This is a genomic window from Neobacillus cucumis (assembly GCF_002860255.1).
Lineage (GTDB): Bacteria > Bacillota > Bacilli > Bacillales > Cytobacillaceae > Neobacillus > Neobacillus cucumis_A.
The window spans coordinates 167,678-186,923 of record NZ_PGVE01000035.1; the positions used below are offsets into that span (position 1 = coordinate 167,678).

The window sequence follows — 19,246 nt, forward strand, 5'->3', positions numbered from 1 at the left end:
GGAGGATAAAAGAAATGTTTTTAAAACGGTTGGACATTATTGGCTTTAAATCTTTTGCTGAGCGCATTGAAGTTGATTTTGTTCCTGGAGTAACGGCTGTAGTTGGTCCCAATGGCAGCGGCAAAAGTAATATTACGGATGCTATTCGCTGGGTATTGGGGGAACAATCTGCCAAGTCTTTAAGAGGCAGCAAAATGGAAGATATTATCTTTGCCGGAAGCGATTCCAGAAAAGCTCTGAATTTTGCTGAAGTGACACTGACATTAGATAATACCGATCAAGGATTAGGGATTGATTTTAATGAAGTTAGTGTGACTAGACGGGTTTCGCGCTCAGGTGATAGTGATTTTTTTATAAATAAACAGTCATGCCGTCTTAAAGATATCATTGATTTATTTATGGATTCTGGTCTTGGCCGGGAAGCTTTTTCTATTATCAGCCAAGGAAAAGTAGAAGAGATATTAAACAGCAAGGCAGAGGAACGCCGAACAATCTTTGAAGAGGCTGCCGGGGTTCTGAAATATAAGAATCGTAAGAAAAAAGCAGAAGTAAAACTGTTTGAAACACAAGATAATTTAAATCGTGTGAATGACATTTTACATGAACTTGAGGGCCAAGTGGAGCCGCTGAAAATTCAAGCATCTATGGCAAAAGACTTTTTAGAGAAAAAAGGAGAGCTTGAAAAGATTGAGGTGGCGTTAACTGTTTTTGAGATAGAAGACCTCCATCAAAAATGGGAACAACTTTCTAAGCAATTAGAGGAGCACCAACAGGAAGAACTAAAACTTTCCTCCGAATTGCAAGTGAAAGAAGCAGAAATGGTCGAGACAAGGGACAAGATTGCTGCCATGGACGAGTCCATCACTGATTTGCAGAATGTGCTTTTACATGCTAGTGAAGAACTCGAAAAGCTTGAGGGAAGAAAAGAAGTACTAAAGGAACGGAAGAAGAATGCTGCTCAAAATAAAGAACAGTTAAAAACGAATATCTCTGAACTTACTGACCGCATCATTCAACTAAGGAAAAATAGAGACCTACAGGCTGAAACAGTAAAGGACCTAACGATACAAGTTGAAAAATTGCAATTCGAATTAAAAGAACGGCAAGAAAAGCTGCCTTTATTTTCAGAGAATATAGAAGAAAAAATTGAAGGCTTAAAAAGTGAGTATATTGATTTATTAAACGACCAAGCTGGCGCGAAAAACGAAATAAAATATATTGACCAGCAATTAGATCAGCAAGAACGAAGAGTTATCCGGCTTGATACCGAAAACGAGAAATATTTGCAGGACCGTCTTACGGCTCAAAGTAAAAAACTGGAAATCAAAACAGCCTTAGATGAGGTTCAAAAAAGACTAGCTGAACATTTAGTTGCGTACCGTGAAGGACAGCGTGAACTTGAGGCTGTTAAAAATAATTATGAGAAGCAAGAAAAAACCTTGTATCAAGCCTACCAGCTGCTTCAGCAGGCAAAATCAAGAAAAGAAATGCTTGAAGAGATGGAAGAAGACTTTGCTGGCTTTTTTCAAGGTGTTAAAGAGGTCCTTAAGGCTCGTGAAAATAAGTTAAAAGGAATCGAGGGGGCGGTAGCAGAGCTTGTAACCGTTCCAAAAGAGTATGAAACCGCAATAGAAACAGCCCTTGGCGGTGCGCTTCAGCATATTGTGGTAGATACTGAGCAGAATGCACGGACGGCTATTCAATATTTGAAGCAAAATTCATTTGGCCGAGCCACATTTCTACCCTTAAGCGTTATTAAAGGGAGAACTTTATCAGCTGCACAGCTGTCTGCCATTCAGAACCATCCATCCTTAATTGGGACCGGGGTTAGCCTTGTTAAATTTGACCCGAAATATACTGAAATTATGAATAATCTGCTTGGAAATGTGGTCATAACGAAGGACTTAAAGGGAGCGAATGAATTAGCTAAAATACTTCAATATCGGGCAAGAATGGTGACAGTGGATGGAGATATCGTTAATCCTGGGGGTTCCATGACCGGTGGGGCGCTGAAGCAAAAAACGACATCCTTGTTAACGAGAAAAGGTGAACTTGAAACTTTAAAGGAAAATCTAGTCGTAATGGAAGCAAAAACGACAGGCTTAGAAACAACGGTTAAGAGATTAAAAGCAGAAGTTCAACAAGTTGAAAAACAAGTGGATGAGATTCGTCAAAATGGCGAGTCGCTGAGACTAAGTGAGCAATCTATCAAAGGGGACCTACGCGAGGCAGAGCTTCAAGAGAAGAACCTAAATGACCGTTTAGCACTTTATGACCTTGAAAAAGGACAATTAACGGAAGAGAAAGAGTCCCTTTTTAAAAGGAAAAGCGAATTAACATCTGCTTTTGAATCCTTTAAAATAACCATTGCTGAGCTGGATGCCCAAATTGCTACGCTGACAGAACAAAAAACAAATGATTTGAGCTCAAAAGAAACGTTGACAAATGAAATCAATGAATTAAAAATAGAGTTTGCTTCTAAAAACGAGCAGTTTATTCATGCAAAAGAACGCCTGACTCAACTCAGTGATGATTTAAGAGACAGTGAGCAAAAACTGACGATTTTTACCGAGGATTTGAATCTTTTAACATCAGAAATGACGAATAGTTCCTCAGGGGAAGAGCAATTAGAAGCTGCTGCTAAACGAAAACAGCAGGATAAAGAAGCGACCTTACAGTTAATTACGGAGAGACGACAAGAACGTTTATCCATGCAAGACTCACTTGAGAATACGGAGTTAGATGCAAAAGAGTTAAAGCGACTTCATAAAGGGATGATTGTAGTCTTAAAGGATGAGGAAGTAAAAATCAACCGTTTGGATGTGGAACTCGAAAATCGACTTTCGCAGCTAAGGGAAGAATACCTCCTCTCTTTTGATGGAGCAAAAGAACAATATCCATTAACTATCCCGGTTGAAGAAGCAAGGAAAAAAGTAAAATTGATCAAGCTGGCGATTGAAGAGCTTGGCAATGTTAACCTAGGAGCAATTGAAGAATATGAACGGGTTTCTGAACGATATGAGTTCTTAAATGAACAAAAAACAGACCTTCAAGAGGCAAAAGATACTCTCTATAAGGTTATTGAGGAAATGGATACAGAAATGAAAAGAAGATTCGAACAAACCTTTGAAGGGATTCGCGAACATTTTGAACCGACATTCCGGACCCTTTTTGGAGGAGGAAGAGCGGATTTAGTTCTTACTGAACCGGAAGATCTGTTGAATACTGGTGTTGAAATTGTTGCCCAGCCGCCAGGCAAAAAGCTTCAAAACCTTGGACTTCTATCCGGAGGAGAACGTGCACTAACGGCTATTGCTTTGTTATTCTCTATATTAAAAGTACGGCCTGTTCCATTCTGTATTCTTGATGAGGTAGAAGCAGCTTTGGATGAGGCAAATGTACACCGCTTCAGCCAATATTTAAAACGGTATAGTGAAGAAACACAATTTATCGTCATTACCCATCGAAAAGGCACGATGGAAGAGGCTGATGTTCTGTACGGGGTAACCATGCAGGAATCAGGGGTTTCAAAACTCGTATCTGTCCGCCTCGAGGATACAAAAGAACTTGTTGAATCATAATTTAAGGAAGTGAAAATATGAGCTTTTTTAAAAAATTAAAAGAAAAAATCTCAAAATCTACGGATACAGTAACGGAAAAGTTTAAAGAAGGCTTAACGAAAACGAGAGATAGTTTTTCCGGAAAAGTAAACGACCTTGTGGCAAGATATCGAAAAGTCGATGAAGATTTTTTTGAAGAACTAGAGGAAATTTTAATTCAGGCGGATGTTGGTTTTGAAACGGTTATGGAGCTAATTGATGATCTCAAGATGGAAGTAAAACGCCGAAACATTCAAGATCCTCAAGAAGTACAAAGTGTCATTTCCGAGAAGCTTGTTGACATTTATAATTCCGGTGAAGAACAATCATCGAAATTAAACATTCAGCCCGATGGATTAACGGTAATTCTATTTGTTGGAGTGAATGGGGTTGGCAAAACAACAACCATCGGAAAACTTGGGTATAAGTTTAAGAGTGAAGGTAAGAAAGTGTTGATGGCGGCAGGGGATACCTTCCGTGCCGGTGCCATTGAACAGCTTGAGGTATGGGGGGAAAGAGTTGGTGTCGAAGTGATTAAGCAAGCAGCGGGCTCTGACCCGGCAGCAGTTATGTATGATGCCATTCAAGCAGCTAAATCACGCCATGCCGATATTTTATTGTGTGATACCGCCGGACGTCTTCAAAATAAAGTGAACTTAATGAAAGAGTTAGAAAAGGTAAAACGTGTCATTGAACGCGAGATTCCTGGTGCTCCGCATGAAGTTATTTTAGTTCTTGATGCGACAACCGGCCAGAATGCTCTGATTCAGGCAAAAACGTTTAAGGAAGCAACAAACGTCAGTGGAATTGTCCTATCCAAATTGGATGGTACGGCAAAGGGCGGTATCGTTCTTGCCATTCGGAATGAATTAAAGATCCCTGTTAAATTTGTGGGTCTTGGTGAAAAAATGGATGATCTACAAGAATTTGATGCAGAAAAATATGTTTACGGATTATTTGCCGATCAAGTGGAAAAAACAGAATAGGTTGTAAAGGTATTTTCTTGACAGATAGGATATGACCCTGTAAACTACTTTTTGTAAAGGCTTTTCACTTAACATTGGTATTGGAGGGAATACTGGCATGATGCTTGAAAAGACAACGCGAATGAATTATCTATATGATTTTTACTTTTCGCTGTTAACTCCAAAGCAACAAAGCTATATGTCTCTCTATTATTTAGATGATTACTCTCTGGGGGAAATTGCTGAAGAGTATGACGTCAGCAGACAGGCCGTTTATGATAATATTAAACGGACAGAGGCAATGCTCGAGGAGTATGAGGAAAAGCTGTTATTACTTCAGAAATTTCAAGAGCGCACCAGACTGATCAGGGACATGAAACAATTGCTTAACGAGGAGAACCCATCAAAAGAAGCTTTATTAAAAATTGTGACTGAGCTTGAGAAATTAGATTAGGAGGCGGCATGAATGGCGTTTGAAGGATTAGCCGACCGACTGCAAAATACAATCCAAAAGATCCGTGGAAAAGGGAAAGTATCTGAAGCGGATGTCAAAGAAATGATGCGTGAAGTCCGACTTGCACTACTAGAAGCAGACGTTAACTTCAAAGTTGTTAAAGATTTTGTTAAAAAAGTCAGTGATCGTGCTGTAGGGCAAGAGGTCCTAAAGAGTTTAACTCCTGGACAGCAGATTATCAAAATCGTTAACGAGGAACTAACCGAGTTAATGGGGGGCGAACATAGCAAAATTGCTGCTTCCAATCGTCCGCCGACGGTTATTATGATGGTCGGACTGCAAGGGGCCGGAAAAACAACAACCACAGGAAAGCTGTCGCTATTACTTCGTAAAAAGTATAATCGCAAACCTTTGCTGGTTGCAGCTGATATCTATCGTCCTGCAGCGATCAAGCAGCTTGAAACTCTGGGTAAACAACTAGATATGCCTGTATTCTCACTAGGGGACCAAGTAAGCCCAGTTGAAATCGCCAAGCAGGCTATTGCAAAAGCAAAAGAAGAACATCATGATTATGTCTTAATTGATACCGCCGGACGTCTGCATGTGGACGAAGCTTTAATGGACGAGCTAAAGGACATTAAAGAACTAACCAAACCAGACGAAATCTTCCTTGTGGTCGATGCGATGACGGGGCAGGACGCTGTCAATGTAGCTCAGAGCTTTAATGAGCAGCTTGGCTTAACAGGTGTGGTCCTAACTAAGCTTGATGGTGATACCCGTGGTGGAGCCGCCTTGTCTATTCGTGCCGTTACCCAGACACCAATTAAATTTGTCGGTCTTGGTGAAAAAATGGATGCATTAGAGCCGTTCCATCCAGAACGAATGGCTTCGAGAATCTTGGGCATGGGCGATGTTCTGACGCTTATTGAAAAAGCACAGGCGAATGTGGATGAACAAAAAGCTAAAGAGTTAGAGCAGAAAATGCGGACAGCTTCCTTTACTTTAGAGGACTTTTTGGATCAACTTGGCCAAGTTCGAAATTTAGGTCCATTGGATGAATTGCTAAAGATGATGCCAGGGGCAAATAAAATCAAAGGTTTGAATAATATTCAAATTGATGAAAAGCAAATTGCACACGTGGAAGCGATCATTCAATCCATGACCAAAGCAGAGAAAAATAACCCGGAAATTCTTAATGCCAGCCGCAAGAAAAGAATTTCCAAAGGAAGCGGACGTCCAGTTACTGAAATTAACCGCTTATTAAAGCAGTTCGAAGACATGAAGAAGATGATGAAACAAATGTCCGGAATGCAGATGAAAGGCAAGAAAAAGGGCGGATTTAAGTTTCCTTTTAAGTTTTAGGCTGAAAAAAATTGGTAATAATGGTTGTAAAGAAAAAACACTTTACAAACTATAAAAGAATTGATATTATACTATCTTGTGTGAAACTATTCGGAGGTGCTTATTTAAAATGGCAGTAAAAATTCGTTTAAAGCGTATGGGAGCTAAGAAAACTCCTTTCTATCGTATTGTAGTAGCAGATTCTCGTTCACCACGTGATGGCCGTTTCATCGAAACAGTTGGAACTTACAATCCAGTTGCTGAGCCAGCACTAGTTGACATCAACGAAGAATTAGCTCTTAAATGGTTAAAAGACGGTGCGAAACCATCTGATACAGTTCGTAACCTTTTCTCAAACCAAGGCATCATGGAAAAATTCCATAATGCAAAATTAAACAAGTAATTGTTTAACGTATGAAACAATTAATCGAAACGATTGTTAAGCCTCTTGTTGATTTTCCTGAAGATGTTCATGTGGATGTCTTAGAAGATGAATCTCGTATTACCTATCAATTATCCGTCAATAAATCGGATATGGGGAAAGTAATCGGGAAACAGGGGCGCGTTGCAAAGGCCATTAGAACTGTTGTATATGCGGCAGGATCATCACAACAAAAGAAAATTTTTCTAGAAATTGGTGAATAGCTTTTTGCATCTAGATAAAAGGGAGGGATTCATTCCTCCCTTTTTTGCATAGTTCCTATTAGAACACAGGGAGGCGGATCTTTTTGCAGCTGATTCAAACTGTTGTGGTGAAACAAGTATTAACTGAAAAAAGCAAGGAACAGCTTTTCGAAAAGTTTCAAGGTAGGATCATGCAGCTGAAAAAGGAAAGTGATCAGCTATTATTCGAACTTAAACGGTTGGAAAGAACAAAAAACTTTTCTTCGGAAGCATTAAAGAAAAAATTTGATAAAGAAATTCAAATCCGTAAAGAAAAAATTTCGCTTTTTGAGTTTCAAATGGAACAATTACATATCCTACCACTAGGCAGTGAAGTGCAAGAAAAAGAAGTCCAAGCCCTCATAGAAGTAAATGTTGGTGATAATTGGGACGAGAGGAATGGACAATCTACGATTATTGTTGAAGACGGTATTATTAAGGAAATTAGATAGAAGGTGAAGCAAAAATGGAAAAATGGTTTAATGTAGGAAAAATTGTTAATACACAAGGGATTAAAGGCGAGGTACGAGTAGTTTCCAAAACTGACTTTCCGGAAAAACGTTACAAGGCCGGGAATGTCCTTTATTTATTTATGCCAAATTCCAAGACTCCTGTTGAATTAACGGTAAAAAGCCACCGGACGCATAAGAATTTTGAGTTACTGACATTTGAAGGCTACAATAATATTAATGAAGTTGAAAAATTTAAAGAAGGTATCTTAAAAGTACCTGAATCACAACTTGATGAATTAGAAGAAGATGAATTCTATTATCATGAAATAATCGGTTGTCTTGTTGCCACTACAAAGGGGGAAGAAATCGGAAAGGTAACAGAGATTCTCTCACCCGGCGCCAATGATGTATGGGTTGTGAAAGGGAAAGGCGGCAAAGAAAACCTAATCCCTTATATTCATGATGTAGTAAAAAAAGTAGATGTAAAAGAAAAAGTGATTATCATTGATCCAATGGAAGGTCTTTTGTCATGATGCAAATCGATATCCTGACATTATTTCCGGAAATGTTTTCCGGAGTTTTCGGTCATTCTATTTTACAAAAAGCGGCTGAGAAATCTTCAGTACAGTACAACGTAGTGAATTTTCGTGATTTTGCAGATAACAAACATTCTACGGTAGATGATTATCCCTACGGCGGAGGGGCAGGAATGGTTCTAAAACCACAGCCTATTTTTGATGCTGTTGCCTCACTTAGAGAACAAGCAAAAAGCAAAAATCCAAGGGTTATTCTCCTTTGCCCGCAAGGTGAGCGTTTTGAACAGCGAAAAGCAGAGGAATTAGCTAAAGAAGAGCACTTGATCTTTATTTGCGGTCATTATGAGGGGTATGATGAACGGATCAGGGAACATGTCGTCACGGACGAAATTTCAATTGGTGATTATGTCTTAACTGGGGGCGAGCTTGGTGCAATGGTGGTAGTGGATAGTGTTGTCCGATTATTGCCAGAAGTCCTAGGGAATGAAGAATCGCATCAGAAAGACTCTTTTAGCACAGGGCTGCTAGAACATCCACATTACACAAGACCGGCTGATTTTCGCGGGTTGAAGGTTCCAGATGTCCTCTTGTCTGGTAACCATAAACTCATTGAAGAATGGCGCAATAAAGAGGCGCTAAGAAGGACGCTTTTAAGAAGACCGGATTTATTAGATAAAATCGAACTCACTAAAGAACAAGAAAAATGGCTTAAAGAAGTAAAAAAAGATTACGAGTAATATTGCAGGCTCCAAATAATTATGTTATGATACTTCTTGTGACTTGCGAGCTGAGAGTTTTCAGATTGAAGTCTTATAACGATGTTCCGCTGCATGTAACAAGGAAAGATGATTTGTATGAGCATCTGTTGGAAGGAGTTGAAAACGATGCAACAATTAATTAGAGAAATCACACAAGAACAACTTCGCACTGATCTTCCTGCGTTCCGTCCTGGTGACACTGTACGTGTACACGTAAAGGTTGTCGAGGGTACTCGTGAGCGTATTCAGTTATTCGAAGGTGTTGTGATTAAGCGTCGTGGTGGTGGAATTAGCGAAACTTTTACAGTACGTAAAGTTTCTTACGGAGTAGGCGTAGAGCGTACTTTCCCAGTACACACACCAAAAATTGCGAAGCTTGAAGTAATTCGCCGCGGTAAAGTTCGCCGTGCTAAGCTTTACTACTTGCGTAACCTTCGTGGTAAAAAAGCTAGAATTAAAGAGATTCGATAATAAGAGACGAAAAAGGGCTTGCTCAAGCAGGCTCTTTTTTTGTCTCACTCTAGTGTTCAGTCAACATGCAAAAGAGGCACTTCCGCTTTTCTTTTTTATACATAACAAATCTAGTCATGGTAAATGATATGTATCGAATTGTTTCATTTATTTAGCTGATTTTTAATCAAATTATTAAAGTTTGGTTAAAATGATCATCCCATCGTGTTAATTAAGTTTAACTTTTGTAAAATAGGCTTTATAAGACATTTTTTAATAGTGATTGGTGGGGAATAGTATGACAAAGAAGAAAAATGAACTATGGGAATGGACGAAAGCATTATTAATTGCAGTTGCTTTAGCTGCAGTCATTCGATATTTTCTTTTTGCTCCAATAGTTGTAGATGGGTTATCCATGATGCCGACATTAAAAGACCAAGACAGGATGATTGTTAATAAATTCAGTTACAAAATCGGGGAGCCTAAGCGATTTGATATTATCGTTTTTCATGCCCCGGAAGGAAAGGATTACATCAAACGTGTAATAGGTCTCCCAGGCGATACGCTAGAGTATAAGGATGATGTTTTATATATCAATGGAAAAGCGTATAAAGAGCCTTATTTGGATGAGTATAAGAAACAAGTAGAAGATGGTCCGTTAACGGGTTCATTCACCCTTGAAGAAAAAATTGGCCGTAAAACCGTTCCAAAAGGTGAATTGTTTGTGATGGGAGATAACCGCCGTTTTAGTAAAGATTCAAGACATATTGGAACCGTACCAATGAGTAAGGTGATTGGAAAAACAAACGTAGTTTACTGGCCTTTAAAGGATGCTCATATAGTTACGGTTAATGGTCAATAGTTTAAGCTTTTAAAAGGAGGTGGCACTTTGACGATCCAGTGGTTTCCCGGCCATATGGCCAAGGCTCGCAGAGAGGTCACAGAAAAGTTAAAGCTGGTTGATATTATTTTTGAATTGGTGGACGCGAGAATTCCATATTCCTCTAGAAATCCAATGATAGACGAAATTATCCAGCATAAACCAAGATTAGTTTTATTAAATAAGGCTGATATGGCTGATAAAGAAGTGACAAGAGAATGGATTGCTTACTTTGCTGAAAAGGGAATTAAAGCATTAGCAATCAATTCTCAAGCAGGCGAGGGCATGAAAAATATTGTCCAGGCTTCAAATGAAATACTAAAAGAAAAATTTGATCGGTTAAAAGCAAAAGGTGTGAAACCAAGAGCCATCCGAGCAATGATTGTGGGAATACCCAATGCAGGGAAATCCACGCTTATTAACCGTCTCGCAAAGAAAAACATTGCAAGAACAGGAAATACTCCTGGTGTAACGAAAGCACAACAGTGGATAAAAGTAGGAAAAGAGATGGAACTGCTTGATACGCCGGGGATTTTATGGCCAAAATTTGAAGACCAAGAAGTTGGAATGAAGCTGGCGATAACAGGTGCAATAAAGGATACTTTATTAAATCTCCAAGACCTAACGGTTTACTCGCTCCGCTTTTTAGAAAAGGCCTATCCAGAACGCTTACAGGAACGGTACAAGCTAAATGAGATACCTGAGGATATTGTTGCATTATTTGACCATATTGGTACGCTTAGAGGCTGTTTAATGGGCGGAGGGATGGTTGATTATGATAAAGTGGCAGAATTAGTCATTAGAGAAATCCGTTCAGAAAAATTCGGACCACTTTCATTGGAAAGACCAAAAGATATTCCAATCCCTATGCAAAATAACTCATAAAAAAGCTCTCCCTATGGAGGGCTTGATTTTTTCAATTGGCTTTATTAAAAGTTGAACCAGGTAGATTGGAGCGAGATCAACATTCAAGTTTAATATAGTCTTTCAATTAATAAACAAGGTGATTACACATGAAGAGACTTTCAATTGCCCAAATAGAGGAAAAACTGGTGGAAATTTTAGAGGAAACAGATTCTTTTATTGTTGACCTTGAAAAAGATGAACGAAAAGGTGTTCAAGCATCCTTGACAAAATGGAAAAAACAAAGAGAGCAAGAAAAACTTCTCCGTGCAAAGTTTGCTGAAATGAATCAATATGAAAGGAAGATTCGTGCACAAGGTTTTAGTTTCATAGCGGGGGTAGATGAGGTAGGCAGAGGGCCTCTTGCAGGGCCGGTTGTGGCCGCCGCAGTTATTTTACCTGAGGATTTTTTCTTAGCTGGAATTGATGATTCGAAGAAACTAACTGAAAAAAAACGTGAGGAATTTGCAAGTTTTATAAAAAAAGAGGCAATGGCTTATAGTGTAGCGATGATTCCTGCCGAAGAAATTGATGAAATGAATATTTATGAAGCCACGAAAAAGGCCATGAAAGCTGCGGTTGTCTCTCTTGAACCTAAGCCTGATTTTTTACTGATCGATGCGATGAAGCTCGAAACACCCTATCCAACCGAGTCAATTATTAAAGGCGACGCCAAAAGTATCTCAATAGCAGCAGCCTCCATTGTTGCAAAGGTGGCAAGAGATGAGTTAATGAAAGAGCTATCAGAGAGTTATCCTGTTTATGGTTTTCAGCAAAATATGGGATACGGAACAAAGGAGCATCTCCAAGCCATTAAACAATATGGAATCACTCCTTATCATCGAAAAAGTTTTGCCCCTGTTAAGGACTATATCAACATAATAAAGTAATGAAAAAAACAGGTTTTTGCCTGTTTTTTTATTATTGTAAGAAAAAAATGGAAAGTTGCCAAATCCTTATGAAAACGGTTTCTTAGCTATTATTTTTCTGAATATTTTAAAGATGAGTATAATTTTTATACTTTATGGTAGACAAGGTTTGTGTCATTATATAAAATGAAAACGGAGTCAATTTTTTGAAGAGTTCGATAGGAGGATGGGAAATGAATATCCATGAGTATCAAGGGAAAGAGATCCTCAGAAAATACGGGGTAACTGTTCCAAACGGAAAAGTGGCATTCACAGTGGAAGAAGCGGTCGAAGCTGCTAAAGAACTAGGAACACAGGTATGTGTAGTTAAAGCGCAAATCCATGCAGGCGGACGGGGAAAAGCCGGTGGAGTAAAAGTTGCGAAAAACCTAGATGAGGTTCGTACATATGCAAGCGAAATCTTAGGTAAAACCCTAGTTACGCATCAAACTGGTCCTGAGGGTAAAGAAGTAAAACGCCTCCTAATTGAAGAAGGCTGTGACATTAAGAAAGAATACTATGTTGGTTTAGTATTAGACCGTGCCACTTCACGTGTCGTTTTAATGGCATCTGAAGAAGGCGGTACAGAAATCGAAGAAGTAGCGGCTAAAACGCCTGAGAAAATTTTTAAAGAAGAAATCGACCCAGCTATCGGCTTACAGCCGTTCCAAGCACGTCGCATTGCTTTTAATATTAATATTCCAAACGAGTTAGTTAATCAAGCTGTTAAATTTATGATGGGCTTATATAATGCCTATATTGAAAAAGATTGCTCAATCGCTGAAATTAACCCATTAGTGGTAACAGGTGACGGCAAGGTTATGGCTTTAGATGCAAAATTAAACTTTGATTCAAATGCTTTATATCGCCAAAAAGATGTCTTAGCGTATCGCGACCTTGAAGAAGAGGATGCAAAAGAAATAGAAGCATCAAAATATGACCTAAGCTATATCGCATTAGATGGAAATATCGGCTGTATGGTAAATGGTGCGGGCCTTGCAATGGCTACAATGGATATTGTTAAGCATTATGGCGGAGATCCTGCTAACTTCCTGGATGTTGGCGGCGGTGCAACAGCTGAGAAGGTTACAGAAGCATTCAAAATTATCCTTTCAGATCCAAATGTAAAAGGTATTTTTGTTAATATCTTTGGTGGAATCATGAAGTGTGATGTTATTGCTGAGGGTGTTGTTGAAGCAGCTAAGCAGGTTGGACTATCGGTTCCGCTTGTTGTTCGTCTAGAAGGAACAAACGTAGAATTAGGTAAGAAAATCCTTGCTGAGTCTAGCGTTGAAATTATTGCTGCTGAATCCATGGCTGACGGTGCACAAAAAATCGTTTCATTAGTCAAATAGGATCAAAGAAAGGGGAATTCACGTGAGCGTTTTTATTAATAAAGATACAAAAGTTATTGTTCAAGGTATTACTGGCGGAACAGCCCGTTTCCATACAAAACAAATGCTTGAATATGGTACAAAAATTGTCGGCGGTACATCACCAGGTAAGGGTGGTCAAGAAGTAGAAGGCGTACCTGTATTTAACACAGTAAGAGATGCTGTTGAGGCCACAGGTGCTAATGCTTCTGTTATCTATGTTCCAGCTCCATTTGCAGCTGATTCCATTATTGAAGCGGTTGACGCGGAATTAGATCTTGTTATCTGTATTACTGAGCATATCCCAGTATTAGATATGGTAAAAGTTAAACGATACATGGAAGGCAAAAAGACACGCCTAGTAGGTCCAAACTGCCCTGGTGTTATCACAGCTGACGAATGTAAAATTGGAATTATGCCTGGATATATCCATACAAAAGGCCATGTCGGTGTTGTTTCCCGTTCTGGAACCTTAACATATGAGGCCGTACATCAATTAACCCAAGCTGGTATCGGTCAAACAACTGCGGTTGGAATTGGTGGAGACCCCGTTAATGGTACAAATTTCATCGATGTTTTAAAAGCATTTAATGAAGACCCTGAAACATATGCTGTTATCATGATTGGTGAGATTGGTGGTACAGCTGAAGAAGAAGCGGCTGAATGGGTTAAAGCTAACATGACAAAACCTGTCGTTGGCTTCATTGGCGGCCGTACAGCACCTCCAGGAAAGAGAATGGGACATGCAGGTGCCATCATCTCTGGCGGAAAAGGTACAGCAGATGAAAAGATTCGTGTCATGAATGAATGCGGCATTAAAGTAGCTGACACTCCTTCTGTAATGGGCGAAACACTAATCGAAGTATTAAAAGAACAAGGCTTATACGAGAAGTGTAAAACGCACTAATTACCATTTTGAAGGTTTCAAATAGTCCCTCAAAACATTGAGGGACTATTTATCATAGCAAATTAATGGAGGTATTTAATTTATGGATAGGTTTAAAGAAAAATTTGTTCAGTTACTGCACTATCCCAATATGTCCTGGAATAATGTATATACCATCCTGAAAAAAGATCCGATGCTCCAGTCATTATCCGAGTCCACCACTCCTTCAAATCTGTTTCTCCCAAACTTAAATCTAGATTCTTCTAAATCTTCTAGTACTTCTTTCCTTCCTGATTCCATTCATGAACAAATTCGACAATATCAAACCAACGACATAGCTGTAATCACGATTTTTGATAAAGAGTATCCCCCATCATTAAAAGAAATCTATCAGCCCCCTTGGGCGTTATATGCAAAGGGTGATTTAGCACTATTAGAAAAAGAACCAAAGCTTGCCGTCGTCGGGTCCCGCCAAGCAACCCAATATGGTAAAAATGCAATTAAGCTTCTCTTTCCTGAGTTGATTGAAAATGATATCCTCATCGTAAGCGGCCTAGCCAAGGGGGTTGATGCCCTAGCACATGAACAGACAATAAAAATTGGCGGAAAGACTATTGGGGTTATTGCAGGTGGCTTTTATCATATCTATCCAAAAGAAAATATTCCTCTCGCTGTTGATATGATGAAAACACAGTTAGTCCTCTCTGAATATCCCCCAGATACTAAGCCGCTTAGGTGGCATTTTCCAGCCCGGAATCGAATTATTAGCGGATTAGCTGCTGGAACGTTTATTATAGAAGCAAAGCGGAAAAGCGGCTCTCTCATCACTGCCAATTATGCAGTCAATGAAGGGCGTGATGTATTTTCGTTACCTGGAAGCATTTTTAATCCCTGCTCCGACGGGACGAATGAATTAATCCAACAAGGGGCAAAACTTGTTTTGACTGCAAAGGATATTTTGGAAGATCTAAAATATCATTCTCAAAAGATCAATAAAAACTAAAGAATAAAATCTTTTTTTTGCAGGTATTTTTGATTAAATGGAGAAATTACCTAAAAAAGGTTGCAAAAATTTCTATAATGTTATACATTTTCCAACAGATGTTAAAATACTATCAACGTAATAATAAAATAATGAATAGAATACAAAAATTTAAATACTATGTTAATTAACATATACTTTAAAAATTTCGGGATAGGCAGTTTTGTAAAGTATTTTCTCCAGTGAAATGTGTAAAAACTGGAAAATAGGAAATCTTCTCAAATGGTAAGCATCTTAGAATCAGGCTTTTGCCGCATTCAAGGCGCTTTCACACTTTCCCTCTTAAGGAGGATATAGAATGGCAGCAGAATATCTAGTAATTGTTGAATCGCCAGCAAAAGCGAAAACAATAGAGCGCTATTTAGGAAATAAATATAAAGTAAAAGCTTCAATGGGACATGTCCGCGACTTGCCACGCAGTCAAATGGGAGTAGATGTTGAAAAAAGTTTTGAACCAAAATATATTACCATTCGTGGAAAAGGTCCGGTATTAAAGGACTTAAAAACGGCAGCAAAAAAAGCAAAAAAAGTTTATCTCGCAGCTGACCCGGATCGTGAAGGGGAAGCAATTGCATGGCATTTAGCTCACAGTTTAGATGTTGATATCCATTCCGATTGCCGCGTGGTATTTAACGAAATTACAAAAGATGCGATAAAAGAATCTTTTAAACATCCGCGCCCGATTAATATGGATCTTGTCGATGCCCAGCAGGCACGAAGGATTTTAGACCGGCTTGTCGGTTACAACATCAGCCCGTTATTCTGGAAAAAGGTTAAAAAGGGATTAAGTGCTGGCCGGGTCCAATCAGTGGCAGTCCGGTTAATTATAGATCGTGAAAATGAAATTAAGGATTTTACTCCTGAAGAATATTGGACCATTGAAGGTGAGTTCCTAAAGGGGAAAAATCAGTTTAGTGCGGCTTTCCATTCCCTAGTGGGACAAGAAAAATATGAATTAAAGTCGGAAGCTGATGTTCAAGCAGTATTGAAACAGATGGAGGAAAATAAATTCAAGGTCGTCTCTGTGTCCAAAAAGGAACGCCGCAGAAATCCGGCACCGCCTTTTATTACTTCATCCCTCCAACAAGAAGCGGCAAGAAAGTTAAATTTCCGCGCCAAGAAAACCATGATGCTTGCACAGCAATTGTATGAAGGGATTGAGCTTGGGAAAGAAGGAACAGTAGGTCTCATTACATACATGAGAACTGACTCCACTCGAATTTCAGAAGTAGCTCAGGCTGAAGCGGCCAGCTATATAAAGGCAGAGTTCGGAGAAGAGTATTTGAAGAATGACCAAAGAAAAGAAAAGAAACAAACCAATGCTCAAGATGCTCATGAAGCCATCCGGCCAACAAGTACGTTACGAGATCCTAACAGTTTAAAAGAATTTCTATCCCGAGATCAGCTTCGATTATACAAACTAATTTGGGAGCGGTTCCTTGCGAGCCAAATGGCCCAGGCAGTCATGGATACGATGGGCGTTGATTTGCAAAATGGTAATGTTATTTTTCGTGCAACGGGCTCTAAGATTAAGTTTCCAGGCTTTATGAAGGTGTATGTTGAGGGTACCGATGACCAAGTGGATAGTCCAAATAAAATGCTTCCAGACCTTCAAGAAGGGGATGAAGTGTTTAAAAAGGATATTGATCCAAAACAGCACTTCACTCAGCCGCCGCCGCGATATACGGAAGCTAGACTTGTAAAAACATTAGAAGAATTGGGTATAGGCCGCCCTTCAACTTATGCTCCAACCTTGGATACAATCCAAAAGCGCGGTTATGTTACATTGGATAATAAACGATTTGTACCTACAGAACTCGGTGAGATTATTGATGAATTAATGCTTGAGTTTTTCCCTGAGATTTTGGATGCAGAATTCACAGCTAAAATGGAGCAGGGCCTAGATTATGTAGAAGAAGGAAAAGTTAGCTGGGTTCAAGTTATAGATGATTTTTATAAGGATTTCGAGAAACATCTTCAAAAGGCAGAAAAAGAAATGCAGTCCGTCGAGATAAAAGATGAGCCGGCAGGTGAGGATTGCGAAAACTGTGGCAGTCCCATGGTATTCAAGATGGGACGATACGGCAAATTTATGGCCTGCAGTAATTTTCCTGATTGCCGAAATACGAAGGCAATTGTTAAAGAGATTGGTGTAACATGTCCAACCTGTAAAGAAGGACAGATTATTGAACGGAAGAGTAAGAAACGAAGAATTTTTTATGGCTGTACGAATTATCCTGATTGTGAATTTATCTCATGGGATAAGCCGCTTCCAAGATCTTGCCCTAAATGTGAAAGCATGCTGATTGAAAAGAAACTAAAAAAAGGTGTTCAAGTTCAGTGTGTGCAATGTGATTATAAAGAAGAGCCGCAAAGCTAAGAGTGGGGGAATCCCACTCTTTTAATTTGGAAATAAAGGAAATCCCAACTTTTCTAATAAACAAAAAACTTTTTTGTTCTTCATTCGTATAGTACAATGCAAGATGGACTTCTCCTAAGGGAAAGGTATATTTATAGTACTTATTAATTCAAAATGAATACTAGCATAAATATTGAATGTTATTGAGGAGGTACTTAATTGAAAGATCTGACAATAAATGTAGTAGGTGCTGGTTTGGCCGGAAGTGAGGCCGCATGGCAAATAGCAAAACGTGGTGTGAAGGTAAATCTTTATGAAATGCGCCCCGTCAAGCAAACTCCAGCACATCATACGGATAAATTTGCTGAATTAGTTTGTAGTAATTCCTTGCGTGCCAATGCCCTTACAAATGCAGTCGGGGTATTAAAGGAGGAAATGCGAAAACTAGATTCTGTAATTATTGCTGCTGCCGATGCATGTTCTGTACCAGCTGGCGGTGCCTTGGCAGTGGACCGTCACGAATTTGCTGCAAAGGTAACAGAGATGGTCAAAAATCATGAAAATGTAACAGTCATTAATGAAGAAGTAACCGAAATCCCTGAAGGCATCACAGTAATTGCAACAGGACCACTTACGAGCGAGGCTCTTTCAGAACAGTTAAAGAGTTTAACCGGTGAAGATTATCTTTACTTTTATGATGCAGCAGCACCTATTTTAGAAAAAGAAAGCATTAATTTGGACAAGGTTTATTTGAAATCCCGATATGATAAAGGCGAAGCCGCATATTTAAATTGTCCGATGACAGAAGAAGAATTTAATACTTTTTATGAAGCTCTTGTTTCTGCTGAAACGGCTCCAACAAAGGAATTTGAAAAGGAAGTCTTTTTTGAAGGCTGCATGCCAATTGAAGTAATGGCAGCTAGAGGAAAGAAGACGATGCTATTTGGTCCGCTAAAACCAGTAGGTTTAGAAGACCCAAAAACTGGGAAGAGACCATATGCGGTGGTACAGCTTCGTCAAGATGATGCCGCTGGTACGCTTTTCAACATTGTTGGTTTTCAGACACATTTAAAGTGGGGGGCACAAAAGGAAGTTTTCAGCCTGATACCTGGTCTTGAAAATGCAGAAATTGTAAGGTATGGTGTGATGCATAGAAACACGTTTATCAATTCACCAAAAGTACTTAAAGCTACCTACCAATTCCGAAACCGGGAAAACCTATTTTTTGCTGGTCAAATGACAGGAGTAGAAGGATATGTTGAATCGGCTGCAAGTGGTTTAATTGCCGGGATAAATGCCGCTCGATTAGCATCTGGTATGGAGACTGTTGAATTGCCGGCCGAAACGGCGATTGGAAGTATGGCACGTTATATCACATCAGCTAATCCTGATAATTTCCAGCCGATGAATGCGAATTTTGGACTATTTCCAGAACTGCCTGTGAAAATAAAAGGCAAGCAAGAACGTAATTTACAGCATGCGAATCGTGCGTTAGAAACAATTCAGAACTTTGTGAAAGTTTTGTAAAATTTGTTGCAAGGGCTTTGGAAGTATGTTACGATTTAGTAGCCCTTGCAGTTTTAATCGTATGTTAATTGTGAATGTTTTATTAAACATATTTGTTGGGTGTTTACAAATAGTAAGCAATTCCGCAAAATGACAATTGAACCATTAATA

18 protein-coding genes are annotated in these 19,246 nt (G+C 39.2%); all 18 read left to right on the forward strand.

The window, feature by feature from the left end; genetic code table 11:
* Positions 1-14: 14 nt before the first annotated feature.
* The 18 genes from smc to trmFO all read left to right on the forward strand — a co-directional run bounded on the left by smc (position 15) and on the right by trmFO (position 19,096).
* A complete protein-coding gene (gene smc / locus CVD27_RS08230) occupies positions 15-3,581 on the forward strand; it encodes a chromosome segregation protein SMC (RefSeq protein ID WP_101647412.1) in 3,567 nt (1,188 codons plus the stop codon).
* 17 nt (positions 3,582-3,598) lie between these two features.
* A complete protein-coding gene (gene ftsY / locus CVD27_RS08235) occupies positions 3,599-4,585 on the forward strand; it encodes a signal recognition particle-docking protein FtsY (RefSeq protein ID WP_101647413.1) in 987 nt (328 codons plus the stop codon).
* Positions 4,586-4,685: 100 nt separating this feature from the next.
* Positions 4,686-5,018: a putative DNA-binding protein gene (locus CVD27_RS08240; protein ID WP_101647475.1), complete on the forward strand. Its 333-nt coding sequence runs from the start codon at positions 4,686-4,688 to the stop codon at positions 5,016-5,018.
* 12 nt (positions 5,019-5,030) lie between these two features.
* Positions 5,031-6,380: a signal recognition particle protein gene (gene ffh / locus CVD27_RS08245; protein ID WP_101647414.1), complete on the forward strand. Its 1,350-nt coding sequence runs from the start codon at positions 5,031-5,033 to the stop codon at positions 6,378-6,380.
* A gap of 109 nt (positions 6,381-6,489) precedes the next feature.
* Complete coding sequence (gene rpsP / locus CVD27_RS08250) at positions 6,490-6,762, forward strand: 30S ribosomal protein S16 (RefSeq protein ID WP_101647415.1); 273 nt, start codon at positions 6,490-6,492, stop codon at positions 6,760-6,762.
* A gap of 11 nt (positions 6,763-6,773) precedes the next feature.
* On the forward strand, positions 6,774-7,004 hold the full coding sequence (locus CVD27_RS08255) for a KH domain-containing protein (RefSeq protein WP_101647416.1): 231 nt from the start codon (positions 6,774-6,776) through the stop codon (positions 7,002-7,004).
* 83 nt (positions 7,005-7,087) lie between these two features.
* On the forward strand, positions 7,088-7,474 hold the full coding sequence (locus CVD27_RS08260) for a YlqD family protein (RefSeq protein ID WP_101647417.1): 387 nt from the start codon (positions 7,088-7,090) through the stop codon (positions 7,472-7,474).
* A 14-nt stretch (positions 7,475-7,488) separates the two neighbouring features.
* Positions 7,489-8,007, forward strand: coding sequence for a ribosome maturation factor RimM (gene rimM / locus CVD27_RS08265; RefSeq protein ID WP_101647418.1), 519 nt, complete (start codon positions 7,489-7,491; stop codon positions 8,005-8,007).
* Complete coding sequence (gene trmD / locus CVD27_RS08270; protein ID WP_101647419.1) at positions 8,004-8,747, forward strand: tRNA (guanosine(37)-N1)-methyltransferase TrmD; 744 nt, start codon at positions 8,004-8,006, stop codon at positions 8,745-8,747. The genes rimM and trmD overlap by 4 nt, the downstream gene beginning before the upstream one ends.
* A gap of 147 nt (positions 8,748-8,894) precedes the next feature.
* Positions 8,895-9,239, forward strand: a complete 345-nt coding sequence (gene rplS, locus CVD27_RS08275) for a 50S ribosomal protein L19 (RefSeq protein ID WP_101647420.1) — start codon at positions 8,895-8,897, stop codon at positions 9,237-9,239.
* Positions 9,240-9,516: 277 nt separating this feature from the next.
* Complete coding sequence (lepB, locus tag CVD27_RS08280) at positions 9,517-10,080, forward strand: signal peptidase I (RefSeq protein ID WP_101647421.1); 564 nt, start codon at positions 9,517-9,519, stop codon at positions 10,078-10,080.
* Positions 10,081-10,107: 27 nt separating this feature from the next.
* On the forward strand, positions 10,108-10,983 hold the full coding sequence (gene ylqF, locus CVD27_RS08285) for a ribosome biogenesis GTPase YlqF (protein WP_101647422.1): 876 nt from the start codon (positions 10,108-10,110) through the stop codon (positions 10,981-10,983).
* 128 nt (positions 10,984-11,111) lie between these two features.
* Entirely contained in the window at positions 11,112-11,891 is a 780-nt protein-coding gene (locus CVD27_RS08290; protein WP_101647423.1) for a ribonuclease HII, read from the forward strand.
* Between the two features lie 212 nt (positions 11,892-12,103).
* Complete coding sequence (gene sucC, locus CVD27_RS08295; protein ID WP_101647424.1) at positions 12,104-13,264, forward strand: ADP-forming succinate--CoA ligase subunit beta; 1,161 nt, start codon at positions 12,104-12,106, stop codon at positions 13,262-13,264.
* A gap of 22 nt (positions 13,265-13,286) precedes the next feature.
* On the forward strand, positions 13,287-14,189 hold the full coding sequence (gene sucD, locus CVD27_RS08300) for a succinate--CoA ligase subunit alpha (protein ID WP_101647425.1): 903 nt from the start codon (positions 13,287-13,289) through the stop codon (positions 14,187-14,189).
* Positions 14,190-14,271: 82 nt separating this feature from the next.
* A complete protein-coding gene (dprA, locus tag CVD27_RS08305) occupies positions 14,272-15,171 on the forward strand; it encodes a DNA-processing protein DprA (protein ID WP_101647426.1) in 900 nt (299 codons plus the stop codon).
* A gap of 337 nt (positions 15,172-15,508) precedes the next feature.
* Positions 15,509-17,590, forward strand: a complete 2,082-nt coding sequence (gene topA, locus CVD27_RS08310) for a type I DNA topoisomerase (RefSeq protein ID WP_101647427.1) — start codon at positions 15,509-15,511, stop codon at positions 17,588-17,590.
* A 198-nt stretch (positions 17,591-17,788) separates the two neighbouring features.
* Positions 17,789-19,096, forward strand: a complete 1,308-nt coding sequence (trmFO, locus tag CVD27_RS08315; RefSeq protein ID WP_101647428.1) for an FADH(2)-oxidizing methylenetetrahydrofolate--tRNA-(uracil(54)-C(5))-methyltransferase TrmFO — start codon at positions 17,789-17,791, stop codon at positions 19,094-19,096.
* Positions 19,097-19,246: the final 150 nt, after the last annotated feature.